18 protein-coding genes and 1 riboswitch are annotated in these 23,241 nt (G+C 41.5%); of the genes, 11 read left to right on the top strand and 7 right to left on the bottom strand.

Features of this window, described 5'->3' with window-relative positions:
- Positions 1-134: 134 nt before the first annotated feature.
- On the top strand, positions 135-1,433 hold the full coding sequence (locus A0128_RS20085; RefSeq protein WP_069609547.1) for a glycoside hydrolase family 3 N-terminal domain-containing protein: 1,299 nt from the start codon (positions 135-137) through the stop codon (positions 1,431-1,433).
- An 87-nt stretch (positions 1,434-1,520) separates the two neighbouring features.
- Here A0128_RS20085 and A0128_RS20080 read toward each other — a convergent pair whose 3' ends face one another.
- The 7 genes from A0128_RS20080 to A0128_RS20050 form a co-directional block, all read right to left on the bottom strand.
- Positions 1,521-2,219, bottom strand: coding sequence for a FecR family protein (locus A0128_RS20080; RefSeq protein WP_069609546.1), 699 nt, complete (start codon positions 2,217-2,219; stop codon positions 1,521-1,523).
- 102 nt (positions 2,220-2,321) lie between these two features.
- The gene (locus A0128_RS20075; RefSeq protein WP_069609545.1) at positions 2,322-2,708 is read right to left on the bottom strand and encodes a nuclear transport factor 2-like protein; all 387 of its coding nucleotides are present in this window, start codon (positions 2,706-2,708) and stop codon (positions 2,322-2,324) included.
- A 266-nt stretch (positions 2,709-2,974) separates the two neighbouring features.
- Positions 2,975-3,346 (bottom strand): hypothetical protein, encoded by a 372-nt coding sequence (locus A0128_RS20070; protein WP_069609544.1) that lies wholly within the window; start codon positions 3,344-3,346, stop codon positions 2,975-2,977.
- A 180-nt stretch (positions 3,347-3,526) separates the two neighbouring features.
- A complete protein-coding gene (locus A0128_RS20065) occupies positions 3,527-4,180 on the bottom strand; it encodes a hypothetical protein (RefSeq protein WP_069609543.1) in 654 nt (217 codons plus the stop codon).
- A 34-nt stretch (positions 4,181-4,214) separates the two neighbouring features.
- Positions 4,215-4,898 (bottom strand): Crp/Fnr family transcriptional regulator, encoded by a 684-nt coding sequence (locus tag A0128_RS20060; protein ID WP_069609542.1) that lies wholly within the window; start codon positions 4,896-4,898, stop codon positions 4,215-4,217.
- A 205-nt stretch (positions 4,899-5,103) separates the two neighbouring features.
- On the bottom strand, positions 5,104-5,838 hold the full coding sequence (locus A0128_RS20055; RefSeq protein WP_069609541.1) for a LytR/AlgR family response regulator transcription factor: 735 nt from the start codon (positions 5,836-5,838) through the stop codon (positions 5,104-5,106).
- A gap of 1 nt (position 5,839) precedes the next feature.
- On the bottom strand, positions 5,840-7,798 hold the full coding sequence (locus A0128_RS20050; RefSeq protein ID WP_083244242.1) for a PAS domain S-box protein: 1,959 nt from the start codon (positions 7,796-7,798) through the stop codon (positions 5,840-5,842).
- Between the two features lie 247 nt (positions 7,799-8,045).
- On the opposite strand from A0128_RS20050, the gene A0128_RS20045 reads away from it, so the two are divergent.
- The 10 genes from A0128_RS20045 to A0128_RS19995 all read left to right on the top strand — a co-directional run bounded on the left by A0128_RS20045 (position 8,046) and on the right by A0128_RS19995 (position 23,115).
- On the top strand, positions 8,046-8,486 hold the full coding sequence (locus A0128_RS20045) for an Hsp20/alpha crystallin family protein (RefSeq protein ID WP_069609540.1): 441 nt from the start codon (positions 8,046-8,048) through the stop codon (positions 8,484-8,486).
- A 148-nt stretch (positions 8,487-8,634) separates the two neighbouring features.
- The gene (locus A0128_RS20040; protein ID WP_069609539.1) at positions 8,635-11,172 is read left to right on the top strand and encodes a cation-translocating P-type ATPase; all 2,538 of its coding nucleotides are present in this window, start codon (positions 8,635-8,637) and stop codon (positions 11,170-11,172) included.
- A gap of 27 nt (positions 11,173-11,199) precedes the next feature.
- Positions 11,200-11,332, top strand: a riboswitch (cyclic di-AMP (ydaO/yuaA leader).
- A gap of 214 nt (positions 11,333-11,546) precedes the next feature.
- Positions 11,547-13,724, top strand: a complete 2,178-nt coding sequence (locus A0128_RS20035) for a cation:proton antiporter domain-containing protein (protein WP_245667275.1) — start codon at positions 11,547-11,549, stop codon at positions 13,722-13,724.
- A 222-nt stretch (positions 13,725-13,946) separates the two neighbouring features.
- Positions 13,947-16,475 (top strand): ATP-binding protein, encoded by a 2,529-nt coding sequence (locus tag A0128_RS20030; protein ID WP_069609538.1) that lies wholly within the window; start codon positions 13,947-13,949, stop codon positions 16,473-16,475.
- Between the two features lie 327 nt (positions 16,476-16,802).
- The gene (locus tag A0128_RS20025) at positions 16,803-18,350 is read left to right on the top strand and encodes an MASE3 domain-containing protein (RefSeq protein WP_083244241.1); all 1,548 of its coding nucleotides are present in this window, start codon (positions 16,803-16,805) and stop codon (positions 18,348-18,350) included.
- Complete coding sequence (locus tag A0128_RS20020) at positions 18,351-18,716, top strand: response regulator (protein ID WP_069609537.1); 366 nt, start codon at positions 18,351-18,353, stop codon at positions 18,714-18,716. It abuts the gene before it with no gap.
- 115 nt (positions 18,717-18,831) lie between these two features.
- A complete protein-coding gene (locus A0128_RS20015; protein ID WP_156781948.1) occupies positions 18,832-19,977 on the top strand; it encodes an Acg family FMN-binding oxidoreductase in 1,146 nt (381 codons plus the stop codon).
- Between the two features lie 169 nt (positions 19,978-20,146).
- Positions 20,147-21,730: a methyl-accepting chemotaxis protein gene (locus A0128_RS20010; RefSeq protein ID WP_069609536.1), complete on the top strand. Its 1,584-nt coding sequence runs from the start codon at positions 20,147-20,149 to the stop codon at positions 21,728-21,730.
- Positions 21,731-21,948: 218 nt separating this feature from the next.
- The gene (locus A0128_RS20000; protein WP_083244239.1) at positions 21,949-22,707 is read left to right on the top strand and encodes a DUF1554 domain-containing protein; all 759 of its coding nucleotides are present in this window, start codon (positions 21,949-21,951) and stop codon (positions 22,705-22,707) included.
- Between the two features lie 87 nt (positions 22,708-22,794).
- Positions 22,795-23,115, top strand: coding sequence for a DUF1330 domain-containing protein (locus A0128_RS19995; protein WP_069609533.1), 321 nt, complete (start codon positions 22,795-22,797; stop codon positions 23,113-23,115).
- Positions 23,116-23,241 lie beyond the last annotated feature (126 nt).

Below are 23,241 nucleotides of genomic sequence, written 5' to 3'. Positions count from 1 at the left end.
ATGCGGGGGAAAAGCTGAAAATTGAGAGTTGAAAAGATGGGTTTATAGAAAATGTTTGATTGCGAGAAGACATTCCACAAATAAATTCAGGTTAAAATTTGTTCTTTATACGCCTATCAAGTACGATCTACTTTTTGTTTTCTGTCGGATTCTTCGCGATCACCTTTTTGATCCGCGACCCTCTTTTGCTCAAAGTCCGATCCATAAGTCAATACGCGGTCATTATCACCGCGATTCTTTCCACATTCCTCTATTGGATTTACTTCAGAAAACATAACGACCGTTTCGTTCGGATCGTTTCCATTCTTTCTTTCTCGATCATCTGGATGGGGGCTCTCAACTCGACTTGTAGAGAATTTTCCTTTCAACAAAGAAAAAAAGCCGTGCTTACGACGGATCCTAAACTCTTACGGAAATACGCGGAACATATCGTCGTCGGATATACAAACGAAACGGATCTGGAGAATTTTTTAAAGATCCCCTTCGCAGGTTTTTTTCTCACTTCGCATAATCTTCTTGGAATCAACCTCGAAGAATTTAAAAAACGAATTGAGAATATTCAAAAAAACAGAAGTGAACTCGGCTATTCGATCGCACTGATCTCTTCCGATCAGGAAGGAGGAGTTGTGTCCAGACTTTCCCCTCCTCTCAAGCATCCCGCTTCTTTATTAGAATTGTATGAAACCTTTAAGAACGATCCCGATCTTAAAAATAAGATTCGGGGAAATCTCTTAGAAAAAGCAAAAGACCTCAGGGAAACGGGAGTAAATTTTAACTTTAGTCCCGTCGCGGATTTAAAAGAAGAGAATTCGAATCTTCTTGATTTTTATAGCAGAATTCATAGTCGAGCGATTTCGAAAGACCCGCAAGTCGTCTCGGAACTCGTAAGAATTTATTCGGAAGTTATGATCGAGAATCGGATTCTCCCGACGTTAAAACATTTTCCGGGAATCGGTTCCGTACCCGAAGACACTCATTTTTTTAGCGGCTATGTAAAACGAACCAAAGCGGAAATGGAAAACAAGGATCTTGTGCCGTTCATCGATACTTTGAAAGAATTAAAACCCATCGCCGTTATGTTATCACATTCTTTCTGGAAAGAATTGGACGCGGTAAACCCGGTTTCCTTATCCAAGTTCGTGGTCACCGAATATCTGAGAAAAGAAATTTCAGAATCTGCGATCTTGATTACGGACGACCTCAACATGTTTCCGGTCTATTATCGTCCCGGCGGAATCGCAAAAGCAAGTAAAGACAGTTTGGAAGCGGGCGTCGATCTACTTCTGATTTCTTACGATGGAGAACAGGTCTACGAAGTTTTGTACGAGCTCCTACACTCGGAACCTAACGACTTTTTAGACGAAATTCTGAAACAAAGCAATCTTCGACTGAAAGAGATGTACAAAGTGATTCTTGAGCAAGGATCTATCTAAGAATCGATTTTAATTTTTAAACTAAAAGCGAATTGTTAAACGAAGAAGAAACGCCGGCAAATCAAACGTTCGCCGGCGAAAGAGAAATCAAGGAGCGTCTAACTTCTTTTTAATAAGGCCTAACAACGTTTGCACTTGAGTAGGAGTCATTTGACTTTGAGCTCCCACCGGAGATTTTTCGATCTCGCTATGATTGTGAGAATAAGCGATATTTGCGCCTTGAAGATCTTCCGGTGTGAGATAGATCGTTTTGGATCCACGAGTGACCGCGAGATAATCGGATTCGTTTACTTTTTTGGAATGGTTGACGATATTCTCCAATTCAATCTGGCCCTCGCAATGACAGGTAAAAGTCATGTCTTCGTGAATCGCCGTAAAAAACTTAGTTCCTCGAACTCCCGCCGTCGTGGTAGGAGTATGAACGCTGAGTTTATCCCCTTTCAATAATTTATTGGAGAGCAGCCAAGAACTTCCTCGATCTTGAAAAAAGACAGTTTCGTTCGACTCTTGTTTCAAACGAAACTGAGAATCCGATTGAATTTCAATCACTGAAGAATTTTCTCCAAAAACGATCGTTACGACTGATTTAGGCCCCGTAATCAAAACGTCGCCGTTCTGAATTTCCTGGGCAACTGCAGCCGCTATCTTTTGATCTCCGCGCTGAATCGACACGGTTCCTTTTACAAAAGTGATCGCACCCTTCATCGGGTCCGAAGATTTGTTCTTACACTGAGAGAATAAGAGGCTTACACAAACGAAAGCCGCCAGTATCCATATTTTCTTCATAAGTTCTCCACTATTCCCGATCTCAAATCGGAATCGAACTCACACATTGATGATCGATTTCGGAAAGGCAAACGATAATTTCCGATCTTACCCGATTCTTTTTTATTCGGAACCCTTTGCAGGAATCGGAAGACGTTGAGCCGGATCATAGAAAAAAGTTTCTTCCGCGATCAGTTCCCCTTCCCAGCGCTGATAGGCCAACTCTTCCATGTGCATAGAAGTTCCGTCCTTCCATTCAAAGTGAAAGATCCATCGAATCACCACCTTATCTCCGTTAACAAACACCGGACGAACACACTGTGAGGTTAACGTTTTCACTCGTGAAAGAACTTTCTTTTCGTTCGCGACGTGAAGCCTTCGGCCAACTCGAGGGGCAGCTTGATTCTCCTGCATTGAAGAATTCTCAGTATAAAATTCTTCAATCGCGACATCGTGTTTATTTTCTTCCACGAGGGCGATAAAACGTTCTAAGGTTTCCGAGGTCGGCATAGAGTGTTTCCTCTTGATTCTAACATCAATGTATTTTTATAAAAGAGTTCCTGATTCTTGTTAGACGATCGTAGGTCTTTATCGTACAATTTGTTTTTGAAAAACCGGCATCGAGATCTTATTTTTTATAAACGAGGATTCAATCTTAGATCTTTTTAGTTTTATGTCAAATTAAATAAAGTCATTTTCTAATCCGAAGTTCTTTCCAATTCTTGAATGTCCGTTAAAAACTATCAAAGCACGGGCTATCAAAAGTAAAACAAAGCCTATCTCAAATAGTATAAGTAGATGGAAAAATGCAGAATTCTCGCCATTTCATCGGGAAGAATTTTCGGAAACATTGCTTGATACTCGTGGAGAAAACTTTCAAAGTCGAAATCCTTCGTATCCGAATACATGCCAGTCGCACCCTTGTAGTATTTAGAACTTTGATAGTTCCGAAACTCTTCTCTCAGTTCATCTTTGAGTTTGCGGATGTATTCCACTCGATCGGGATCAAACTCTCCCAATGCATAGTATTTTAATCGTCTGCGAATTTTCTTTTCGATCTTTTTCTTTTCCGAAGAATCAAACTCATAAGCCAAATCGCCAAAGCAGATAAGATCGTAGGATGGAAGGTCCTTTTTCGTTTTTTTCATTTTGGGAGAATGCGGTTTTTTCGAGAAAACGTATTCTCTCTATATTCTAACTTGCTATGGACTTCAAGCTATTTTTAATAACCTGGGGACTTGTCGAAAATTTGAAAGGGAATGGCGATATACAAAGTAGAAATTTTTAAAATAGATTTTTAGTATATTCAACTATACCTATATATCAATTCACATCGTAATTCTGGATTCCGGATTGGCAAACCAGTCGATCGTTGCTTTAGTCACCAGGTTCCATTTCCGAGGATCTTCAAAATGACTCGGGGACCCTGCAATCAAACTGATTTTTTTTTGAGGAGAATCGATTCTCATAAACGCGGTTTTGTTGGACTCTACTCCTTTTGAGTTCAAGGCTCCGATAATATTCAAAATCGGGACTTCACAAAAGGCGATATTGAGAGGCGGAATTTCTCCGATAAACACAAAACTTTCGATCTGACTCTTTAACTTAAAACTCGCCTTAAAAAATCTTTCCGCGTAGATGGATAAACCTACGTAACCGAATCGCATATCTTTTGTTAAATCGTGATTCTTTAGCCAATGAGTTACTGAAATCAGACGGTCGGATAAGAGTTCTTCGTCCAATCTGTTTATGGAAATTTGTCTTTCCTTTTCAGTCAAGAGCCCGTGAAGAAAGAACGTCGCGATTTTTTTTCCATTTAACGCGTTGGAAAGTTTTTTCAATCGATCGGCAAACCGAGAGTGTTCTTCTTCCAATACGTTGATCACGAGCAAATCTGCGCCTTCGGGGACTACGATGTCTCCTTTGAGTTCCACTTGATTTACGGGAAAACTTACAGTTTTGCTAAAATGCCTTTTGCCCATTTACTTTTATTTTCTTGAATCAACTCTTTAGACTTTAATCTAAGAGACTGATCAAAGCCGTTTCGTTTTTGATCAGAATCTTTCTCTTTTCGATTTCGACCCATCCTCTGCATTTAAAATCGGAAAGAGCTCTTACCAATGTCTCCGTGGTAGCGCCGATGATAGAAGCGAGCACGTCTCTTGTAAAAGGAAGTTCGATTTCAACTCCCACTTCTTTCATTCTTTCTAAAAGGAATTCGGATAATTTCGCGTGTGTGTGACGGATTCCCATCGAATAGATTTTGTTTTCGGCTTCGACACATTCTTGAGTCATCTTGTCGAAAGCCATATCGCTGAACTCTCGGTTTGTATGTAATAATTCTTGAATTTCAAATTGAGATACAAATTGAACTTCAGTATCTTCCAAAGCGACTGCGTCGTGCAAATAGGTTCCACCTGTCACAGCGTCTCTAAAGCCGACCCAGCTTCCTGGATAATGAATCTTAAACGTTTGTTGTTTATCGTTTGCTTTGGAATGTCGGAAAGAACGAACGTAACCTTTGCGCACGATGTAAAATCCGTTCGAGGTATCTCCTTCCGAAAAAAGAAGGGCGTTCTTCTCAAAATGTTTCATATTTTGGGAATCGGTTAATTCGTATTTTGGAACCAACTCGAGACGTTTTTTCTTACCGGAAACTTCGTTCTCTTCGGAAACACGTTTGGCTGTTAGTGCGCTCATATTCTTCCTAATCCTTTCCATTCTTTGTTGAGAATGTTTATACCGGATTTTGGAAGCCCCGTCAATGACCGAGGGGATATGCGACGGATTGCGGAGGTATTCTGCGGATTTGGAGGGTTAAATTCTAAAATCGTTTCGAAATCGGAAACCGGAAAAACGACCTGAAACCGCCAATCGGAGGAATTTTACGGCATTTCCCGAAAAGTCAGAGCAGTTCTTTGATCTTAGCGATATACTTTCGACCGACCGGAAGTTGAGTTTCGTCGTCGTCCTTAAGGTAGACAACGTAGTTTCCCATCGTATCACTCTGGAGGTGAGAAAGTTTCTGAAGATTGATGATGTATTGTTTATAAATTCGTATGAACTGATTGGAAGGCAGTTTTGCTTCTAAGCTCTTCAAAGATTTGTATGTGATGTATTCCCTTTCTTCGGTATGAATCACGCTGAAATTATCGCGGGACGCGATATAGATTATATCCGTGTAAGGGACGAGGAAATAATTTTCTTTTTCAAGAATGAACAATCCGTGTTCATTAAATACGTTTCCTGAACTTTGATTTCTTTTGTTCTGAAGAAACTCGATCGCGCGGTCCACCGCTTTGAAAAAACGATCTTTTGAGAACGGTTTTAAAAGATAATCAAGAGCGCCTAACTCGAAAGCGTCGATCGCCTTATCGCGAAACGCGGTTACAAAAATTACGTACGGCGGGTTCTCCAATTTTTCGAGAACTTCCAATCCGGACATCACGGGAAGATTGATATCAAGAAACGCAAGATCAAAGGATTCTTCTTGGAGAAATTGAAAGGCCTCTTCTCCGTCCTTTGCTACTTTACAAAGTTTTAATTCGGGTCGAGAGAGGCAAAAGTTGATGAGTAGATCTCGAGTCGGCGCTTCGTCTTCGACAATGATCGCTTTCCATTCTTTATTCGGACTTGCCATTTCAGTTTAACTTTCCCAATTGTTCGTTCTTCGGGGTATCAAAATCGACGGTCACAACCGTTCCTCCGTCGACGTGATTTTCAATTTTTACTTCCGATTCGTAAAGATAAAATTTAAGACGTTCCGAGATATTATTTATGGTTCTCGAATAAAAATTTTCAGTCTTCTCGATTCCCTTTCCGTTGTCGCGAATTTGTATTCGAGTACGATTTCCTTCTATCGTGGCCTCGACTGAAATTTTTCCTCCGCCCTTTTGATTTCGAATTCCATGTATGTAAGAATTTTCGACGATCGGCTGTAAGGTGAGAGGCGGAAGTTGACACTTGCTAAAGTCGCCTTTTTTTACGACTTCGATATCCAGAAAATCGGAGAATCTGAGTTTGAGAAGTTTCATATAATTCTCCATAAACTCCCATTCTACGTCGAAAGGAATGAGCGCCCTCTGCGCATTGTCTATTAGAAATCTGTAATTATCCGCGAGCATCAAAATCGCGGAATCCGCGAGTTCCGAATTCGTCTGCAAATAAGAATGAATGATACTCAACGTGTTGAACAAAAAGTGCGGACTCATTCGATCCTGAAGCGTTTTGAGATTGTTTTCGGCCAATCTCGCCTTCTCTTCGGTCTCTTTTCGTTCCGTGATATCGTTTCGAATCGCAAGATATTGATACGGTTTGCCGTTTTCGTCCAAAATAGGAGAAATCGTAGTATCCACCCAATAGAACTTCCCGTCCTTGGATTTATTTTTGATCTCTCCTTTCCAAATTTTTCCCTTGGAAATCGTCTTCCAAAGCGCGGTAAAAAATTCTTTCGGATGATAACTCGAATTGATAATCCGATGATTTCTTCCCAAGAGCTCATTCTTAGAATAGCCGCTGATATTGCAAAAGTTCTGATTTACATAGATGATGTTTCCAAGTTTATCCGTGATCGCCACGATGGAAACCGCGTTCAAGGCGGTATGAAAATCGGATAATTCTTTGAGGGAACTTTTTAAATTTCGTTCCACTTCCTTGGTGAGAGTGACGTCGACTCCAACAAACCAATGTCTCCATCCTGCGATCGGAAACTCCGTGGAAATATTGGACATCGCGATCGTTTTTGTTTTTCCCGCTTTCGATTTGAGGTCCAGTTCCCAATTTTTAAAATCGGAATCCACGCTCTGATGATAGAATTCGGATGGATTGTCGCCTTCTTGAATTCCTAAAAGCTGATCCTTAAAAAAACGATCTTTGCCGAGAACTTCTTCTTTTGTATATCCCGTAACGTTCTCACACTCGTGGTTCCAAGAAAGAATTCGGAACTGTTCGTCTACGGAAAAAAACATCACCGGCATATTCTCAAGAACCCGTCCGATTCTTTCCTCGTCTCTGTGAGGAAACGAAACTTCGGCTTTTTCCGGAATCAAAACACCCAATTGATAAGCGACGTTCTCGATCAAAGAAATGAATTTTTCGTGTTCGAGAGTTTTGATCTGATCGGAATAAAGAACGATAGCGCCCGCGATTTTCTTTTGAGAAGGAATCGGAATTCCTAAAATGGTTTTACTGATAGGATCTAAGGAGCGGCTAACGTGTTCATATCGAATTTCGTCGTTCGGATCGTAGCTCCAGATACTTTTTTGTTCGCCGAGCAGACGCAGAAGAAAACCTTCCGATGCGGGAACTGAAACTTTTTTGGATTCTTTAGCGAACGATTCCTCGATTTTTTTATCGGTTCTATGAATCGCTTTGAGATGAAAGGTCTTCGAAGTGTCGTCGATCATCCAAATTTCGGCTCTGTTCCAATCGGAAAAAGAGGAAATCGTATCTAAAACGTTTGCAAGAGCCTTATCTGCGCGGATTTCACCGGAGATCACTTTTGAGAAAAGATCCAAAATCTGTAATACGATTTGGACTTCTTTCGCCTCGTTTTTTATAAATTCATAATTGCGATCCGAATTATCGACGATCGATCCCATGTTTACTTTCTTTTCGATTCATGACTTAAGGGATAAGAATTATCACAGAGGTGATTTTCTGTAAACTGAATTCCAATTTTTTATTAGTTCCTTTTTACTCCAGCGATTTCCCGTTTTCAATATTCTTCGAAAAACTCCCTGTAAATTTGCCGTTTGGCTTTGATATTTGGCGTTGTCCCCTGTCATCCTTGACTTCTTTGAAAAAAAGTTTAGATTGAAAAGATCAACTTATCTCAGGAGAATCGATATGAATAGCGTTACAAAACACCCGCATCGCTCTCAGAGCCTTACCGGGTTCGATCATTTTTTTCGTAATTGGCCGGATTGGAATGATCTCTTCCACAACGACTGGGTCTCGCATGTCCCTGCGGTAAACGTCAAAAGAAATTCGACCGGTTACGAATTGGATTTTGCCGCCCCTGGATTGGATAAAAAAGATTTTAACATAGACATCGACGGAGAAATGCTTACGATCAGCGCCGAAAAAGAATCCGAAAACAAAGAAGAAGACAAACAGTTCAGCAAAAGAGAATACAACTATTCTTCCTTTAGTCGTTCTTTTACGTTACCGGATACTGTCGATCGATCCAAAATCTCCGCAAAATACGAAAGCGGTGTCCTCAAATTAAATCTTCCCAAAAAAGAAGGAGTAACAAAAACAAATCCGGTTAAAATCGGAGTTCAATAATTCGTTTCGTTTATCACAACGCCCTCAAACACGCCGGGACGGGGGCTTCTTTTTTGTTCCAATCCAAGGATTCGATTCCATCCTGATCGCGTTATTTCATTTTAGTTTTTTATAATTTATCAAATTCTTAATTACCGAGACCTCATTTATGCCGAATCCTTCCTATGAAAAAAATTTACCGAAAGGTCAAAGTTCGAAAGAAGCTTTCGAAAAGCTCAAACGTTTTGGTCCGAACGAACTGAGTAGTCAGAAAGAATCTTTTTGGAAAATGATTCTTTCGGTCATTTCCGAACCTATGTTGTCCCTTCTCATCCTCTGCGGGATCTTGTATGGAGTTTTAGGAAATCTGGAAGAAGCCGGCATGTTGTCGCTCGCGGTGATCGCTGTTATTTCCATCACGATTTATCAGAATAACAAATCCAAAAACGCACTCGCTTCCTTAAAAGAACTCGCCCCGCTCAAAGCCAGAGTCATCCGAGACGGAAAGGTCACGATCCTTCCTTCCAGAGAAGTGGTTCCGGGTGACGTGGTGATTCTTCAGGAAGGAGATCGGATTTCAGCGGACGGATTTTTGACATTCTCCTTAAACCTCAACGTGGACGAATCTCTTTTGACCGGAGAATCGGCGAGCATCCAAAAAGAATCGATTGCAGATTTAGAGAAGAATATTCAAAATTCTGCAAGTAGACAAGGCCTCGTTTTTGCGGGATGTACGGTAGTCGCGGGGGAAGGAGTATTTCAAGTTATCGCAACGGGAGATTCCACCGAAATCGGAAAGATAGGAAGAGAGTTGAAGAATATCTCTCAATCGGAAAGTCCCCTTCAAGCGGAGATCAAACGTTTTACGATCACCTTTTCCTTGTTTGCCGGAGTTCTTTGTATCTTTCTCATCGTCGGTCTTGGATTACGTCACGGACGTTGGTTGGAAGCGATTCTCGCGGGACTCACTTTTTCAATGGCCGTCTTACCGGAGGAGATTCCCGTCGTTTTGAGCGTTTTCTTTTCCTTAGGCGCCTGGAGAATTTCCAAAATCGGAGTTTTGACAAAAAACTTAAGCGCCATCGAAACGTTAGGCGCTGCCACTGTTCTCTGCGTAGATAAAACCGGGACCCTCACCGAAAACAATATGAAGGTCCGAGGTCTTTATTGCGAAGGGGAACACTTGGAATGTGATTCTAAACTTTTGGAAATTCCGGAAAGGTTTCATTCTCTTTTGGAATTCGCTCTGCTCGCATCCAAAAAGGATCCATACGATCCTATGGAAAAAGCAATTCGTGATTTGGGGATTACCTTTCTTTCCGGAACTGAACACATCCACTTTGACTGGGAGCTTAAAAAAGAATATCCTCTCTCTTCCAAACTCATGGCCTTGAGTTATGCGTGGTTGTCTCGGGAAGACGAAGAAGTTCTCATCGGAGCTAAGGGAGCTCCGGAGGCGATCTTTGATCTTTGTCATTTTCCGAAAGAATTGTTAAACGAATGGGCGAACGTCGTCGAAAAATATTCTTCTCAGGGTTTTAGAATTCTAGGAGTTGCAAAGTCGAAAGCGAAGACACAAGGAATTCCCGAAAATCAACACGATCTCAGTTTTGATTTTTTAGGTTTGATTTTTTTAGAAGATCCGATCCGCGAGTCGGTTCCCGCTTCCGTCTTAGAATGCAAACGAGCCGGGATCAAGGTCGTCATGATCACGGGAGATCACGCCGGAACCGCGAAGTCCATCGCCAATCAGATCGGTTTTGATCCTTCCGAATCCGTGATCGGAGGGGACGAATTGGAAACACTTTCCGACGAAGAACTCGTTTCTCGTCTGGATCACGTTCGTATTTTTTGCAGAATCCGACCTCATCAAAAACTAAAAATCGTTCGTTGTTTTCAGAGTAAGGGAGAAACCGTTGCGATGACGGGAGACGGGGTGAACGATACGTTGGCCTTACACGCCGCTCATATCGGAATCTCCATGGGAAAACGAGGAACCGACGTCGCGAGAGAAGCCTCCGACTTAGTCTTGTTAGACGATAATTTTTCTTCCATCGTAAAAGCTGTCATGCTCGGAAGACGTATCTATGAGAATATCCAAAAGAGCGTTTCTTATATCATCTCGGTGCATATTCCGATCATAGGAATGTCTCTTCTTCCGGTTCTTACCGGAGATCCGCTCTATTTCTTTCCGGCCCACGTCCTACTGTTGGAATTGATCATCGATCCCGCGTGTACTCTCGTGTTCGAAGGGGTTGACGCGGAAAAACATATCTATGCTTCCCCTCCGCGAAGAGGAAAAGAAAATCTGATCAGTTTTCGAAACGCGTCGGTCAGTCTGATTCGGGGCGGCTTGATTTTTCTCGCGTTAGTTGCGCTTTCCTTTTGGGGAAAACACGAACACTGGACGTTTGAGAAAATCCGTTCTCTGTCCTTTCTGTGTTTGGTTTCCTCCAATCTGGGAATGATCCTGATCCATCTTTCCAAAGAGCTTCCCTTTTATAAGGTTCTTTCCAAATCAAATCCCATCTTCTATTGGATTTGCACTTTGACCATTCTCATCCTCGCTCTTATCTTTCACGTGGATCTTTTGACTCACCTCTTCGGCTTTGAGAAGATTTCTTCAATCGACGTATTCTCATCCGTTGCGATCGGTCTTTCCGTAAGTCTTCTCTGGGAATTGCCCAAGATCCAAGATAATTCTTGACTTGAAATCAAGACTGGTCTTCTTTTGTTCTTGAGTCTGCCTAGTCCGGAGTCATCCGGAGCGGAGGAACCAAATTTTGGGGCGAATTGCATCTAGGATGCAAAGGATATCTCTCATTCCTAGCCCGTCAGCTAACTTCGCAGGCACGGAGAGAAGACAGTTGGAAATTTCATTTCCGAACTCTTCCCGACTCAACATAGATTTTGGAGACTTGATTCTTAATTCTTTTTATACTCCACGAGTTTAGAAAGAAGAATGGAGTTTGTCCTTAAAATTCGGATCGAACGGTTTGCAAACCGAGTCGTTTCGGATTCGTACGCTCGTCTTCTTTTAAAAAAGAAACGAAGCGGGGACATTTTATAAGAATCGGCTTCATGATCAAAATTGAATATGGTGGTATAGGAATGAAATTAGGTACTTTCAGAAACGTTTTGGTTTACGTCGTTTTTCTCGTAGTATTCGGCTTTGGAATCCATAGGATTCTTAACTTTGGAAAAGGATTGGAAGTCGGAATCGAAAACTCGGGGTTTCACTCCGATCCGTTCTCCTTTGTCGTCTGGGCTTCCGATTTTTCGAAAAATCTAAAACACCCGATCGCGCTTCTCATCTTACAGCTCTTAGTGATTCTGATCGTCGCGAGAACTTTCGGTTGGATCGTGAGTCTTTTTAGACAACCGATGGTGATCGGCGAGATCATCGCCGGGATCATCCTAGGCCCTTCGTTTTTAGGATGGGCCTTACCCGAATATTCTTCCTTTCTCTTTCCAAAAGAATCTCTCAAAAGTATACAAGCCCTCAGTCAGATCGGTCTTTTTCTTTTTTTGTTTCTTGTGGGAATGGAACTGGATGTTAAAATTCTCGGCAAAAAGGCGCATGACGCGGTAGTCGTAAGTCACGCGAGTATTCTTTTTCCATTCTTCTTAGGGACCGCTTACGCGATCTATCTCTACCAAGACTTTTCCCCCAAGGGCGTTTCCTTTTTGGTTTTCGGTTTGTTTATGGGAATTGCGATGAGCATCACTGCATTTCCCGTTTTGGCGAGAATCGTTCAAGAAAGAGGACTGACAAAAACATCCTTGGGAACGTTAGTCATCACCTGCGCCGCGGCGGACGACGTTACCGCCTGGTGTATCCTCGCGATCGTAGTCGCGGTGGCGCAAGCCGGAAGCCTTTTGAGCGGATTGATCACGATCGCATTAGCGATTTCTTATGTTATTTTGATGATCTTCGTGATCCGGCCCCTTTTGACTAAAATTTCACAAAGATATCCGAGCAGAGAAGCCTTGATCCGTCCGGTCACCGCTTTTGTATTTATCATCTGGTTGTTATCCTGCTACGTCGCCGAAGCGATCGGGATTCACGCCCTCTTCGGCGCCTTTCTCGCCGGCGTGATTATGCCGTCTAACGGAGACTTTAGAAGAATGTTGTCCGAAAAGATCGAAGACTTGAGTCTCTTACTTCTTCTACCTTTGTTCTTTGTATTTACGGGACTCAGAACTGAAATCGGATTGTTAAACGAAGGAAATCTCTGGTTTGTCTGTCTGGGAGTGATCGGAGTCGCGGTAATCGGAAAATTTTTCGGAAGTTCGATCGCGGCCAAGTTGGTCGGGCAGAATTGGAAGGACAGTCTTTCGATCGGCGCCCTTATGAACACAAGAGGACTTATGGAACTGGTGGTCCTCAACATAGGATACGACCTCGGAATTCTTTCTCCTCCTATCTTTGCTATGATGGTCCTTATGGCCTTGACTACCACGTTTATGACGGGGCCGATTTTAGATTTTTTGAATCTCACCTTTCATAGAAATACGCAGGAAGAAGACGGAGACAAAGTTCTTTTGTCCTTTGCGGCCACCGCAACCGGAACTCGTCTATTAGAATTAGCTAATTTACTCTTCCCTTCCAAAAAGAAAGAAACAAAGATTGTCGCGCTTCATATCACGTCGAGCACCGATATTTCTCCGCAGGAAGCGGAAGTGCTTGAAAAGGAAGTCTTTGGGAATCTCGAAGAAAAGGCAAACGAGCTCGGGCGCTCGATTCTTACCGTTTATAAAAACAGTTCGAACGTTACCAAAGAAATTTTTAACCAAATCCAAGACCTGAGTCCTTCCCTCATCTTATTGGGAAGATCTCAGACCCTATTCTCACATAAAGAAGTCGCGGGAAAAGTTCTTACGATCATAGAAAGTTCTAAGATTCCGGTAGGAATTTTGATCGATCGCAAATTTACGAAGTTGAAAAAAATCCTCTTTTTTGTCTCAGGAATAGAAGATAAATTCTTAGAATCTTATCAAGAAAATATTTCCAAAATAGAGGACGCCGAGGTGACAGTTCTCTGGACCGGAAGGATTCTTCCCGACTGGCTAAAAGAATTAAACGAAATCAAAACCTTCCCAAACATACGTATATTCGCAAAAGAACGATCCCTCATCTACGGAGAAAATTGGAGCGACTACGACCTTGTGATCCTCAGCCTCGGATTTTACGTAGAAATCGAAAACACAAGCCTATTCCAACAGCAACTTCCTAGCGTTTTAATTCTTAGAAAATGAAAGAATTGAATCAATAGATCCGTCTTAAAATCCGCTAAACGATAAGACATTGTTTGGCGGTTCATCACTTCCGTTTCTAAAACTTTGAGTATATTAGAGTTTTAAAAAACGGTATCCTATTTGTAAATTTTTGCCATAATGAACGAAAGACCCGGTTTATATATTTTCGACTCCGATCATCTGAAAGGAGAGCCCTGGTTCTAATTCTTTTCCCAAACGCACATGCACCTAAGTAATTTAAAATTACTCCTTACGTTTTTACTGATTTTGTTTTTCTATTCATCTTGTAATGACTTCGAAAAAAAATCTTATCCGGTGCAAAACGGAAAAGCGGATCTTTCCGATTGGAATCCGAACGACGGGATTCTAAACTTAAAAGGAGATTGGGAATTTTGTTGGGATCAGTTGGTTCCTCCGAGTGCGGACGAAACTTTCTGGAAAGAACACTGCAACGGATATCATCCCGTTCCGTCTTACTGGAAATTTTATAAAATTCCCGGAAAAGAACTCAGCCCCTTCGGTAAGGCAACCTACCGCGTCAAAATCAAACTTCCAAAATCATTTCAAGGATCCTATGGAATCAGTTGGACGGAGATTCTTACCGCCTTTGAAATTTTCGTAAATGAAAAGTCCGTCGTTAAGGTCGGGCAAGTCGGATCGAGTTACGAAACCATGGTCCCTGGTATCAAACCGGATCGAGTCAAACTGGATCTTCTTCAAGACGAAATCACAATCGTAATCTGGATTTCTAATTTCAATCATGAGAATCACGGATTCTGGCGTCCTTTGCATCTGGGAGAATGGGACCAGATCCGAAACACGCAGGTAAAATATCTGCTCGCGGAGATCGCGAGTTTTTCGTCCATCTGTTTGATCGGGCTTTACCATCTCCTGATGTTTCTCTTCCGAACACGTTCCAAAGAATACTTTTACTTCGCTCTCTTTTGTATTTTGATGTCGCTTCGACAATTGAGCGCTGAAAATCACAGTATCGTTCTATTTTTTCCAAAGATGGGTTTTGATTTCTATATTCGATTTATCTACTTCGTCGTTGTGTCCACCGGAATTTCGATGTGTATGTTTATCAAATCTCTGTATCCGCAGGAAGTCCCGTCCAAATTCATCTATCCTACGATCGGAGTTTTTTCTATCTTTGTATTCGTGCTTGTTCTACCCGTAAACGTATTCACAAGATTTTCGGAATTGGAATTCACCCTGATTGCACTTCTTCCATTCGGTCTGATTCCTTATATGATAAAGGCGTGGAAAAAGAATCGAGAAGGAGCCTTAGTAATCTTAATCGCCTACGTCATTTTTTCGGCTACGGTTGCCAATGACATTCTATTCACCCTAGGTTATATAGCGACCGGATATTTTTCCAATGTTGGCGTGATTCTTTTTATCCTTTTACAAGCGAGCGTCCTCGCCAAAAAACTTACGCAAGCAATCGACAATTCGGAACGAATGGCTATCGAGTTAGAATCCACTCTGAACGAAAACATTCAGACTCACCGCGAGTTGATGGAATTAAAAGAATTACAAAATACGAATTTAGAAACTCAGGTTCTTCTTAGAACCGAGGAACTCATAAAGGCGCGCAACGAAGCCGAACTCGCCAATAAGGTGAAGTCTCAATTTTTAGCAGCAATGAGCCACGAAATTCGAACTCCCCTAAACGGAATCATAGGTTTGATCGAACAGTTCAAATCCACTCCACTAGATGCCAACCAGGAACACATTCGAAGTCTCATACAGAGCAGCGGAGAAACTTTATTCAAAATTATCAACGATATTTTAGATTATTCTAAATTAGAAGCCGATAAAATAGAACTCGAAATCGGAGAAGTTTCGTGGAACGCAATTCTTGAGGAAATGAAAGGAGTCTTTCAATACCAGATAAAACGAAAAGGGTTAGAATTCAACGTCGTCTATTCTCCCGATTTCATCGATCGTGCAACGGGCGACGAACACCGGATCAAACAGATTCTTTCCAATCTCATTTCCAACGCGATCAAGTTTACGGATTCCGGCGGAATCAAAGTTGTCTTAGATTCCAAAATCGTAAAACCGGAACACGTTATCCGCTATCAAGTTCAAATCGTCGATACCGGAATCGGAATACCAAAAGAAAAGATTGATCTGCTCTTTCAGAAGTTCTTTCAGTTGGATTCGAGTATTTCGAGAAGATACGGAGGTACCGGACTAGGACTTGCAATCTCAAAAAAATTGGTGGAACTGATGCAAGGAAGCATCCAAGCGTTTCAGAATGAAAGCGGAGGTTCCACTTTTGAATTTACGATTTTGTTATCCGAATTGATTTCCGAAGAAACTCCGAAGCCTATACAACAAGTCGATCTTTCCGGACTTTCCCCGGAAACAAACATTCTGATCGCTGAAGACGACAATACCAACGTATTTTTATTATCGGGTATTTTAAATAAATTGAATATTTCCCACGAGATCGCAAGAGACGGTCTTGAAGCCGTGGAAAAAGCGAAAAAATCAAACTTCGATTTGATTTTTATGGATATCAACATGCCTCATCTTGACGGAATCACGGCCTCTGCGTGGATTCTGAACGATCCTAAGATCGTAAAAAAACCGGTGATCATTCCAGTAACCGCGGATGTATTACACGAAGATAAAACAAAATGTAAAAAGGCCGGCATGTCCGGATTCTTGGCGAAACCATATTACAAAAAAGATATAGAACAATCGATTTACGATTGGTTAATCCTTCCTAAAAAGTAGAACCCTTTCCTGTCACTCAAGTGACCCGTTTCTATCCCCCTTCTTTTATTTAAACACAGGTTTAAATGTTTTCTTCTATCTTAACTTGAAATCCGGAGCGAACCCGATTTTTAAGAAATAATTTCTAAAATTTATTTCGTCGATTGAAAGAAAGCGGACATTCAAATTTAATACTGGACAAACACAAGAATTCTTTTTTTTATCTTTGCTTTGATAAATTTATTTCTAAATCAAGAAACGAATACGCGCGTCGGAGGATAGATTCGATTTGAAATCCTGGTTTAGTTTCGATTATGATTCGTATAAATTGCAAACAAGTTTAAAACGATGCTTAAAAATATTCTGAATCCTGCAAATTCTACGGAGCTCAAAAAGTTATTCCTGCCATTTTTCGGACTGATCGTTCTCGCCTATCTCCCGATCCTCGTGATTCAAAACATTCCTTTCGTTTTAAACTACGACATCCCTGCTCCCGACTATCTTGTCTTTCATAATATCGCCGAGGTTTTTAGCATTACGGTTTCCGTTTCGATCTTCGGCTTGGGTTGGTTTACTTACAAACGTACTCGAAACTATCACTCTCTTTTTATCGCTGTTTCTTTTTTGACCGTAGGCTTGTTCGATTTTATGCACGCACTCGCCTATTCGGGAATGTCAGACCTGATCACTCCGAATACTCCGAACAAGTCCACTCAGTTTTGGATCTTGGCAAGAATAACGACGGCTTTAGGAATTCTTTTTAGCGCTTTTTTCTACACAAGAAAACAATCGCTTCGTATCAACAGTTTTTGGCTTTTGTTTATTTCCCTTTCCCTGACGTTTGCGGCTCTTTATACCGTGAGTTTTTATCAGGCGGCCCTTCCGGAGACTTATATCCCAGGACAGGGACTTACAAAACTAAAAATAAACCTTGAGTATTTTATTATATTCTTAAATATTATCTCACTCGCAATCCACACAAAATTATATGTAGATTCAAAGAATGAAAACTTAAAATATCTGCTCGCGGGACTTATACTCTTTATATTTTGCGATTTTTCCATGACGGTCTATACCAATGTTTTTGATACGTTTAGCGTTCTCGGTCATACTTACAAAATCGTTTCCTTCTATCTAATCTACAAAAGTATCTTTATTACTTCCGTTAACGAACCCTACGACACTCTTCTTTTTATCAACAAACGTCTTGAGAATGAAATCGAAGAACATCAAAATTCCAAAAAGAAACTCATCCAGTCCCTAAACGAAAAAGGAATTCTAATTCGCGAACTCTATCACAGATCGAACAATACGATGCAGTTGATTCGGAGTATGCTCAATCTTCAAGCGGGCAACTACGTTAAGAATAAGGACATAGACGAGCTCGTGAGTAAAACCGAGGAACGGATCCAGACCATCTCGATCGTACATCAAATTCTATTCGAGTCGAACGACCTTTCGAGCATTTCACTGAGAGAATATATCGACAAACTCATCCAATATATATTAATCCGAAATCAGGAAATTTCAAAGAACTTAAAAATTCAGTGCGAGATCGAAGATCAACAGGTCTTATTGGACATCGGAATTCCGTTCGGCTTGATTCTTCTGGAATTGATTTCCAATTCTTTAAAACACGCGTTTCCGGATCCGTCAGCCGGACTTGTTTCTATTAAAATTCATAAACTAGATACCGGCCAAACCTTGTTTCAATATTCCGATAACGGAGTAGGAATCTCACATCCGATCGATCCGAAAAAAATCGATAAGCTCGGTATGAAATTGATCTATGGGATCGGCGAAGGACAACTTCGTGGAAAAATTTCCGTCTGCAATCAGCCAAACTTTTCTTTTCAGCTCGAGTTTAAAAATGACCTCTATTCTCCCCGCGTATAAATGAAACCTGAGATCAAAATTCTTATCGTCGAAGACGAGTTTTTAACCGCGTTACTCATGCAAAAGGAGTTAAGAAGAATCGGTTACGAAATTACGGATCACGTCTCGACGGGTGAGAATGCGATCGATAGCGTTAAGAACAATCCTCCCGACGTCATTCTTATGGATATCAATTTAGGAGGCGCACTCGACGGAATCAGCGCCGCAAAACAAATTTCTTCGTTTCAAACGATTCCAATTATATTCGTAACCGGTTATACGGATAAAGAAACCAAGGAAAAGGCCCAGAGCATTCGTCCTTTGGGTTATTTAATCAAGCCCATCGAGATCAATCAGATTAAGGAAATTATAGAATCCAAATTCTAAGATTTTTATTCTGCTTGAAACGTCTTTCGATTTATTACTTTCTATAAGCCGACACAAGGAATCGATTTCAGTCGGCGCGAACCTAAGATCTTTATTTTAAAAGGAGCGAGTAAGAATGCGAAGATACATGACAACCGCGAACAACAATCGTTTTACCCGGAAAGACTTTCTTACAAAGGCTGCCGCTCTCAGCGCCGGCGTTGCCCTTACCTCGTTGTTTCCCGGTTGTAGCGGAGCGGATTATGGGGAGGAAGTAGATAGGATCCGATCAAAACCTTTTTCAAAACTTGCGGGCGAAGACAATACAATGCTGAATTTAATACGTTATGCGACACTGGCCCCTTCCGGGCACAATTCCCAACCTTGGAAATTCTCACTAAAAGGAAATACGATTCGTATTTTTCCGGACTTTACCCGTAGGCTTCACGTCGTAGATCCGGACGATCGAGAACTCTACATCAGTCTCGGCTGCGCGCTCGAAAATCTTCTGGTCGCTTCCGAACAAGCTGGATACATTCCGGAAATTGAATATTTCCCTGAAAAGGAAGAAAAAGATTGTATTCGAGTTATTCTCAAAAAAGGAATCTCGAACAAAAATGAAACTCTATTTCGAGCGATTCCTTTGAGACAGTCCACTCGAAACGAATACGACGGAAAATCCCTGTCCTCTTCTGAATTCAAAAAATTGGAATCAACTCCCAAGTCGAAAACGATTCACAATCTTGTATTTACGGACAAAAAACAAATCGAACCTTTGATAGAATACATCAAGGAAGGCGATCAGATTCAAATCTCGGATCCCGCGTATTACAAAGAACTCAAAGATTGGATTCGATTTAGCGAATCGGAAGCGATCGCAAAGGGAGACGGCCTCGCCACAAGATGTACTGGAAATCCTTCGGTCCCGCGATGGTTCGGTCAATTTCTCATGGACGCGATCGTAAGCGGAAAAAGCCAAGGAAATGCGGATGAAAAATTAATCCGAAGTTCTTCCGGGATGATGATTTTTACTTCGGAACAAAACGATAGAGAAGCCTGGATCGAAGTCGGACGCGCATTCGAACAGTGGACTCTTCTCGCGACTTCCTTAAACATAAAATCGGCCTTTATGAATCAACCCGCCGAAGTTCCCAAACTACGAGCTCAACTCAAGGAACACCTCAATCTAGGAACGGCTTATCCTCAACTCATCGCACGTTTCGGATATTCGCAACGTATGCCCAATTCTCCGCGCCGACCTCTGGAACAAGTCCTCCTCTAAAGAGAATTCGCTCCGAAAAAACGAAAGACAAAGGAAATAATTTATTAAAAAGTTATAAGCGGGTTCCCGATGTTTCTTTGCGTGTTCGGCTACTTATAACTTAAAATTTTCGATTTCAAATAGAATCAAAATTACATTGAGCGAGAAAGACGCCAATGTAAAAAGCACAATGCTTTCAAGAGATTCTAAAACTCAGTTGACGGACCGAGACATCATCGCTTCCGGTCCCGCTTATATCAATTGGATCCGATTGATTCTTATAGTTCTATTTTACGTTTCCATAATAGCATCTTGGCAACGAAGTACTCTCACACAAAACACGTTTTATCTTTTAGGCGTTACGAGCATGTTGCTCTACGCACTTTATAGTTTTTATAAGATCAAGGTCTACGGCAAAATTTCGAAAAGCCAGAGCCAACTATTTATGATTCTGGATGTGTTGTCTCTTTTTTCTACGATGATCGTGGTCGCCGCGGACACTCCGCAAAATTCAGGTGTGATCGTTAAAGGACAAATTTTTTACGGAATCGCTTATCTCTACATCATCTGCTCCGGACTTCTTCTGTCTCCGAGATTTGTTTTGATTATGGGTTTGCTTACTTCCCTAACTCAGTCCATCGTCATCGTAGTCGCCGCTCAATACGGTTTAAAAATGGTGGACGATCCCTTGCTCGCCGCGTCCGCGGGTTACGCTTCGTTATCGGAACAGACGATGAAGATCATCTTCTTGTTTACTGCTTCCATGATCATTCGTTTTCTTGTGAGTCTCTTTTTAAAATTGGTTCAGAATTCGGAACGAAGACAAAAAGAATTGGAACAGTCACAGAAGGTTATGAACGAGAAAACCACAAAGATGCGAGAGTCCGCGCGTTACTTGAGAACTTCCTCACAAAACCTAAAAGACTTTATGACTGACTTTACAAAGGTCGTTTCCAATCACGCTTCTTCTTTTGAAGAAATCAGCTCGACGATGGAAGAATTTCAATCGCAAACGGAAAGTTCCGCCGAAACCGTTCAGAATCAATTTCAGAATATCGAAAACTTAGTCGTTCATAGTCAAAATCTAAAATCGATCATAGAAAGAATCACTTCGTTCAATCATCATCTCAATCTAAGTTTGGAAAAAGTAAGAACCGCAGGATCCACTGTGAGCGGATTTGTAAAAGAACTTTCTCATTCTTTATTTGCTCTGGGAGATTCGTTCCGAAGCGTGAGTGACGTAAATCAGATCATGTCTGACGTCGCAGATCGAACAAACCTCCTTTCCTTAAACGCATCGATTGAAGCCGCGAGAGCGGGAAGCGCCGGAAAGGGGTTTGCGGTCGTCGCACAAGAAGTTTCCAAACTGGCGGAAAGCAGCGCTCGGAACGCCGATTTGATTTCTAATATTATCAAAAATTCCACAAATCACGTTTCTTCGGGACAAAAATCAGCGGAGATTACGGCGGAACGTTTTAAAGAGCAAGATTCCCTATTTTACGAATTTGTTTCTCATTTTGAAGAATTTACGCAACTCTTTCGAGAACAGACTTCGATCAACGCTCAATTCTTTTCTAATTTAGATTATTTGAAAGCGCTTTCCTCCGAAATAGAACTCGCTTCCAATGAACAAAGAATCGGCCTTCGTGCGATCGTAAATTCCATCAACGATCTCCAGACTTCTATGGAATCTCTAACCGAAAAAAGCGAAAACCTTTCCGGAATCATTTTAGAATTGGACGTACAATCGGGTGAACTGACCGACAAGGAATGACAACGCATAAACGATAAGAATTCGATCCATTTTTATTTATAATCGCTCATAGAGATCCATATATCGATCACCCCGCGAGGCGAATGTTCATTCCTTAAAAAGTATCGTTCGTTCCTTTCGCGCGTTCCTAAATTCTCTTTTCCCGTTTTCTTGTATAATTATCATTTGTGAATTTGTTTTGATAAATGAAGGCGATTCCTTCTTGATCGAAAGGAAAAATGATGAAGAGCGAATTTATAAGATTACCCGGACTTTTTTCTATCATTCTTTTTTGTGCCGTTTCTTGCAACGAGGCGGAACGATTATCAACGGATGCGCTCAAAAATCCTTTGATCGCCTTGGTTGAACCTTCTCGCATTTTCAATTCTTCTTCCAACAGTACAAACAACGTCCCTACTTGCAGCACGACAAAGGGACCTTGTTATATCTTTGAACTCTATAACATCGCAGGCATGCTCACAGACGGTGCGATGGGCGGCGTCCCAAGCGCGGATACTCTTTGTCAGAATGCGGCCGCCGGTCTACCTTCTTCTTTCGGAAGCCCAAACGAATATAAGGCAATGCTCATGGACGAGTCGGGCGCAAGAGATCTAACTCACAATTGGGTTTTGTATCCGAACACAAGATATCTCAATATAAAAAAAAGCACCTTGAATCCGAACGATAGCGCGGTCGTATTCACAACGGATTCTCAAGCGATGTATTCGGGCGTTCTTAACAATCCGATCATCGTGGACGGGACCCGACCTGCGAACACGTATACGTTTACCGGAATTCGAATCGATACTCCTTCTTCTATCGGAGTATGGCTTCCGGGAGATTTTAGAAGTTGTTTTAGTTGGACGAGCACGGAGCTTGCAACGACGTACGGATCCCTCGGAGATCCGGTTCAGATATCGTCTAACTTCATCGATCGCGGATATAACGCCGCGACTGCTTGCAATACTCAACACGGAATCTATTGCGTAAGACAATAAAACGGATCCATCTTCATTCTTAACTCACTTGACTTTTGAAAGAATTTTCGGAACTGTTTCCCAATATCATCAACGGATCGGTTTTTAATGAAATACTATTCAGTCGCGGAAATCAATATAACAAGCGTTCGGTGGATTCCTTCCTATGTTCGCAACGTCACCAAGATGGTGGAAAAAAACGGCGGAAAATATCTGGCTCGAACGCCTAACGTAGAAAAAATGGAAGGAGAAAGAAAACTTCCTCAGCTCTTTCTTCTCATCGAGTGGCCTTCGAAAGAAGCCGCGCAAAAATTCTACGATTCCGAAGAATACAAACCCTATTTAGAAAGCCGTCTAAAAGGTTCTCAGAGCGAATTTGTTCTGGTTTGCGGGGAAGACGTAAATCATATCGCAGAAGTTCCAAATTAGAAAATCTTAAAATAGAATCCGATTTTTTAAAACCGGGAAGTCGATACAAAACCTCCCCACATTCGGTTTGTAGAATCTAATTCCATTCTACAAAAAGCGGAGAGGTTCTGTTTCCTCTTTAGAAAA

The sequence above is a fragment of the Leptospira tipperaryensis genome (genome assembly GCF_001729245.1).
In the GTDB taxonomy this organism is placed as follows: domain Bacteria; phylum Spirochaetota; class Leptospiria; order Leptospirales; family Leptospiraceae; genus Leptospira; species Leptospira tipperaryensis.
The sequence above is the reverse complement of the archived record's forward strand: the minus strand, read 5'-3'. Positions and strand labels throughout refer to the sequence as shown.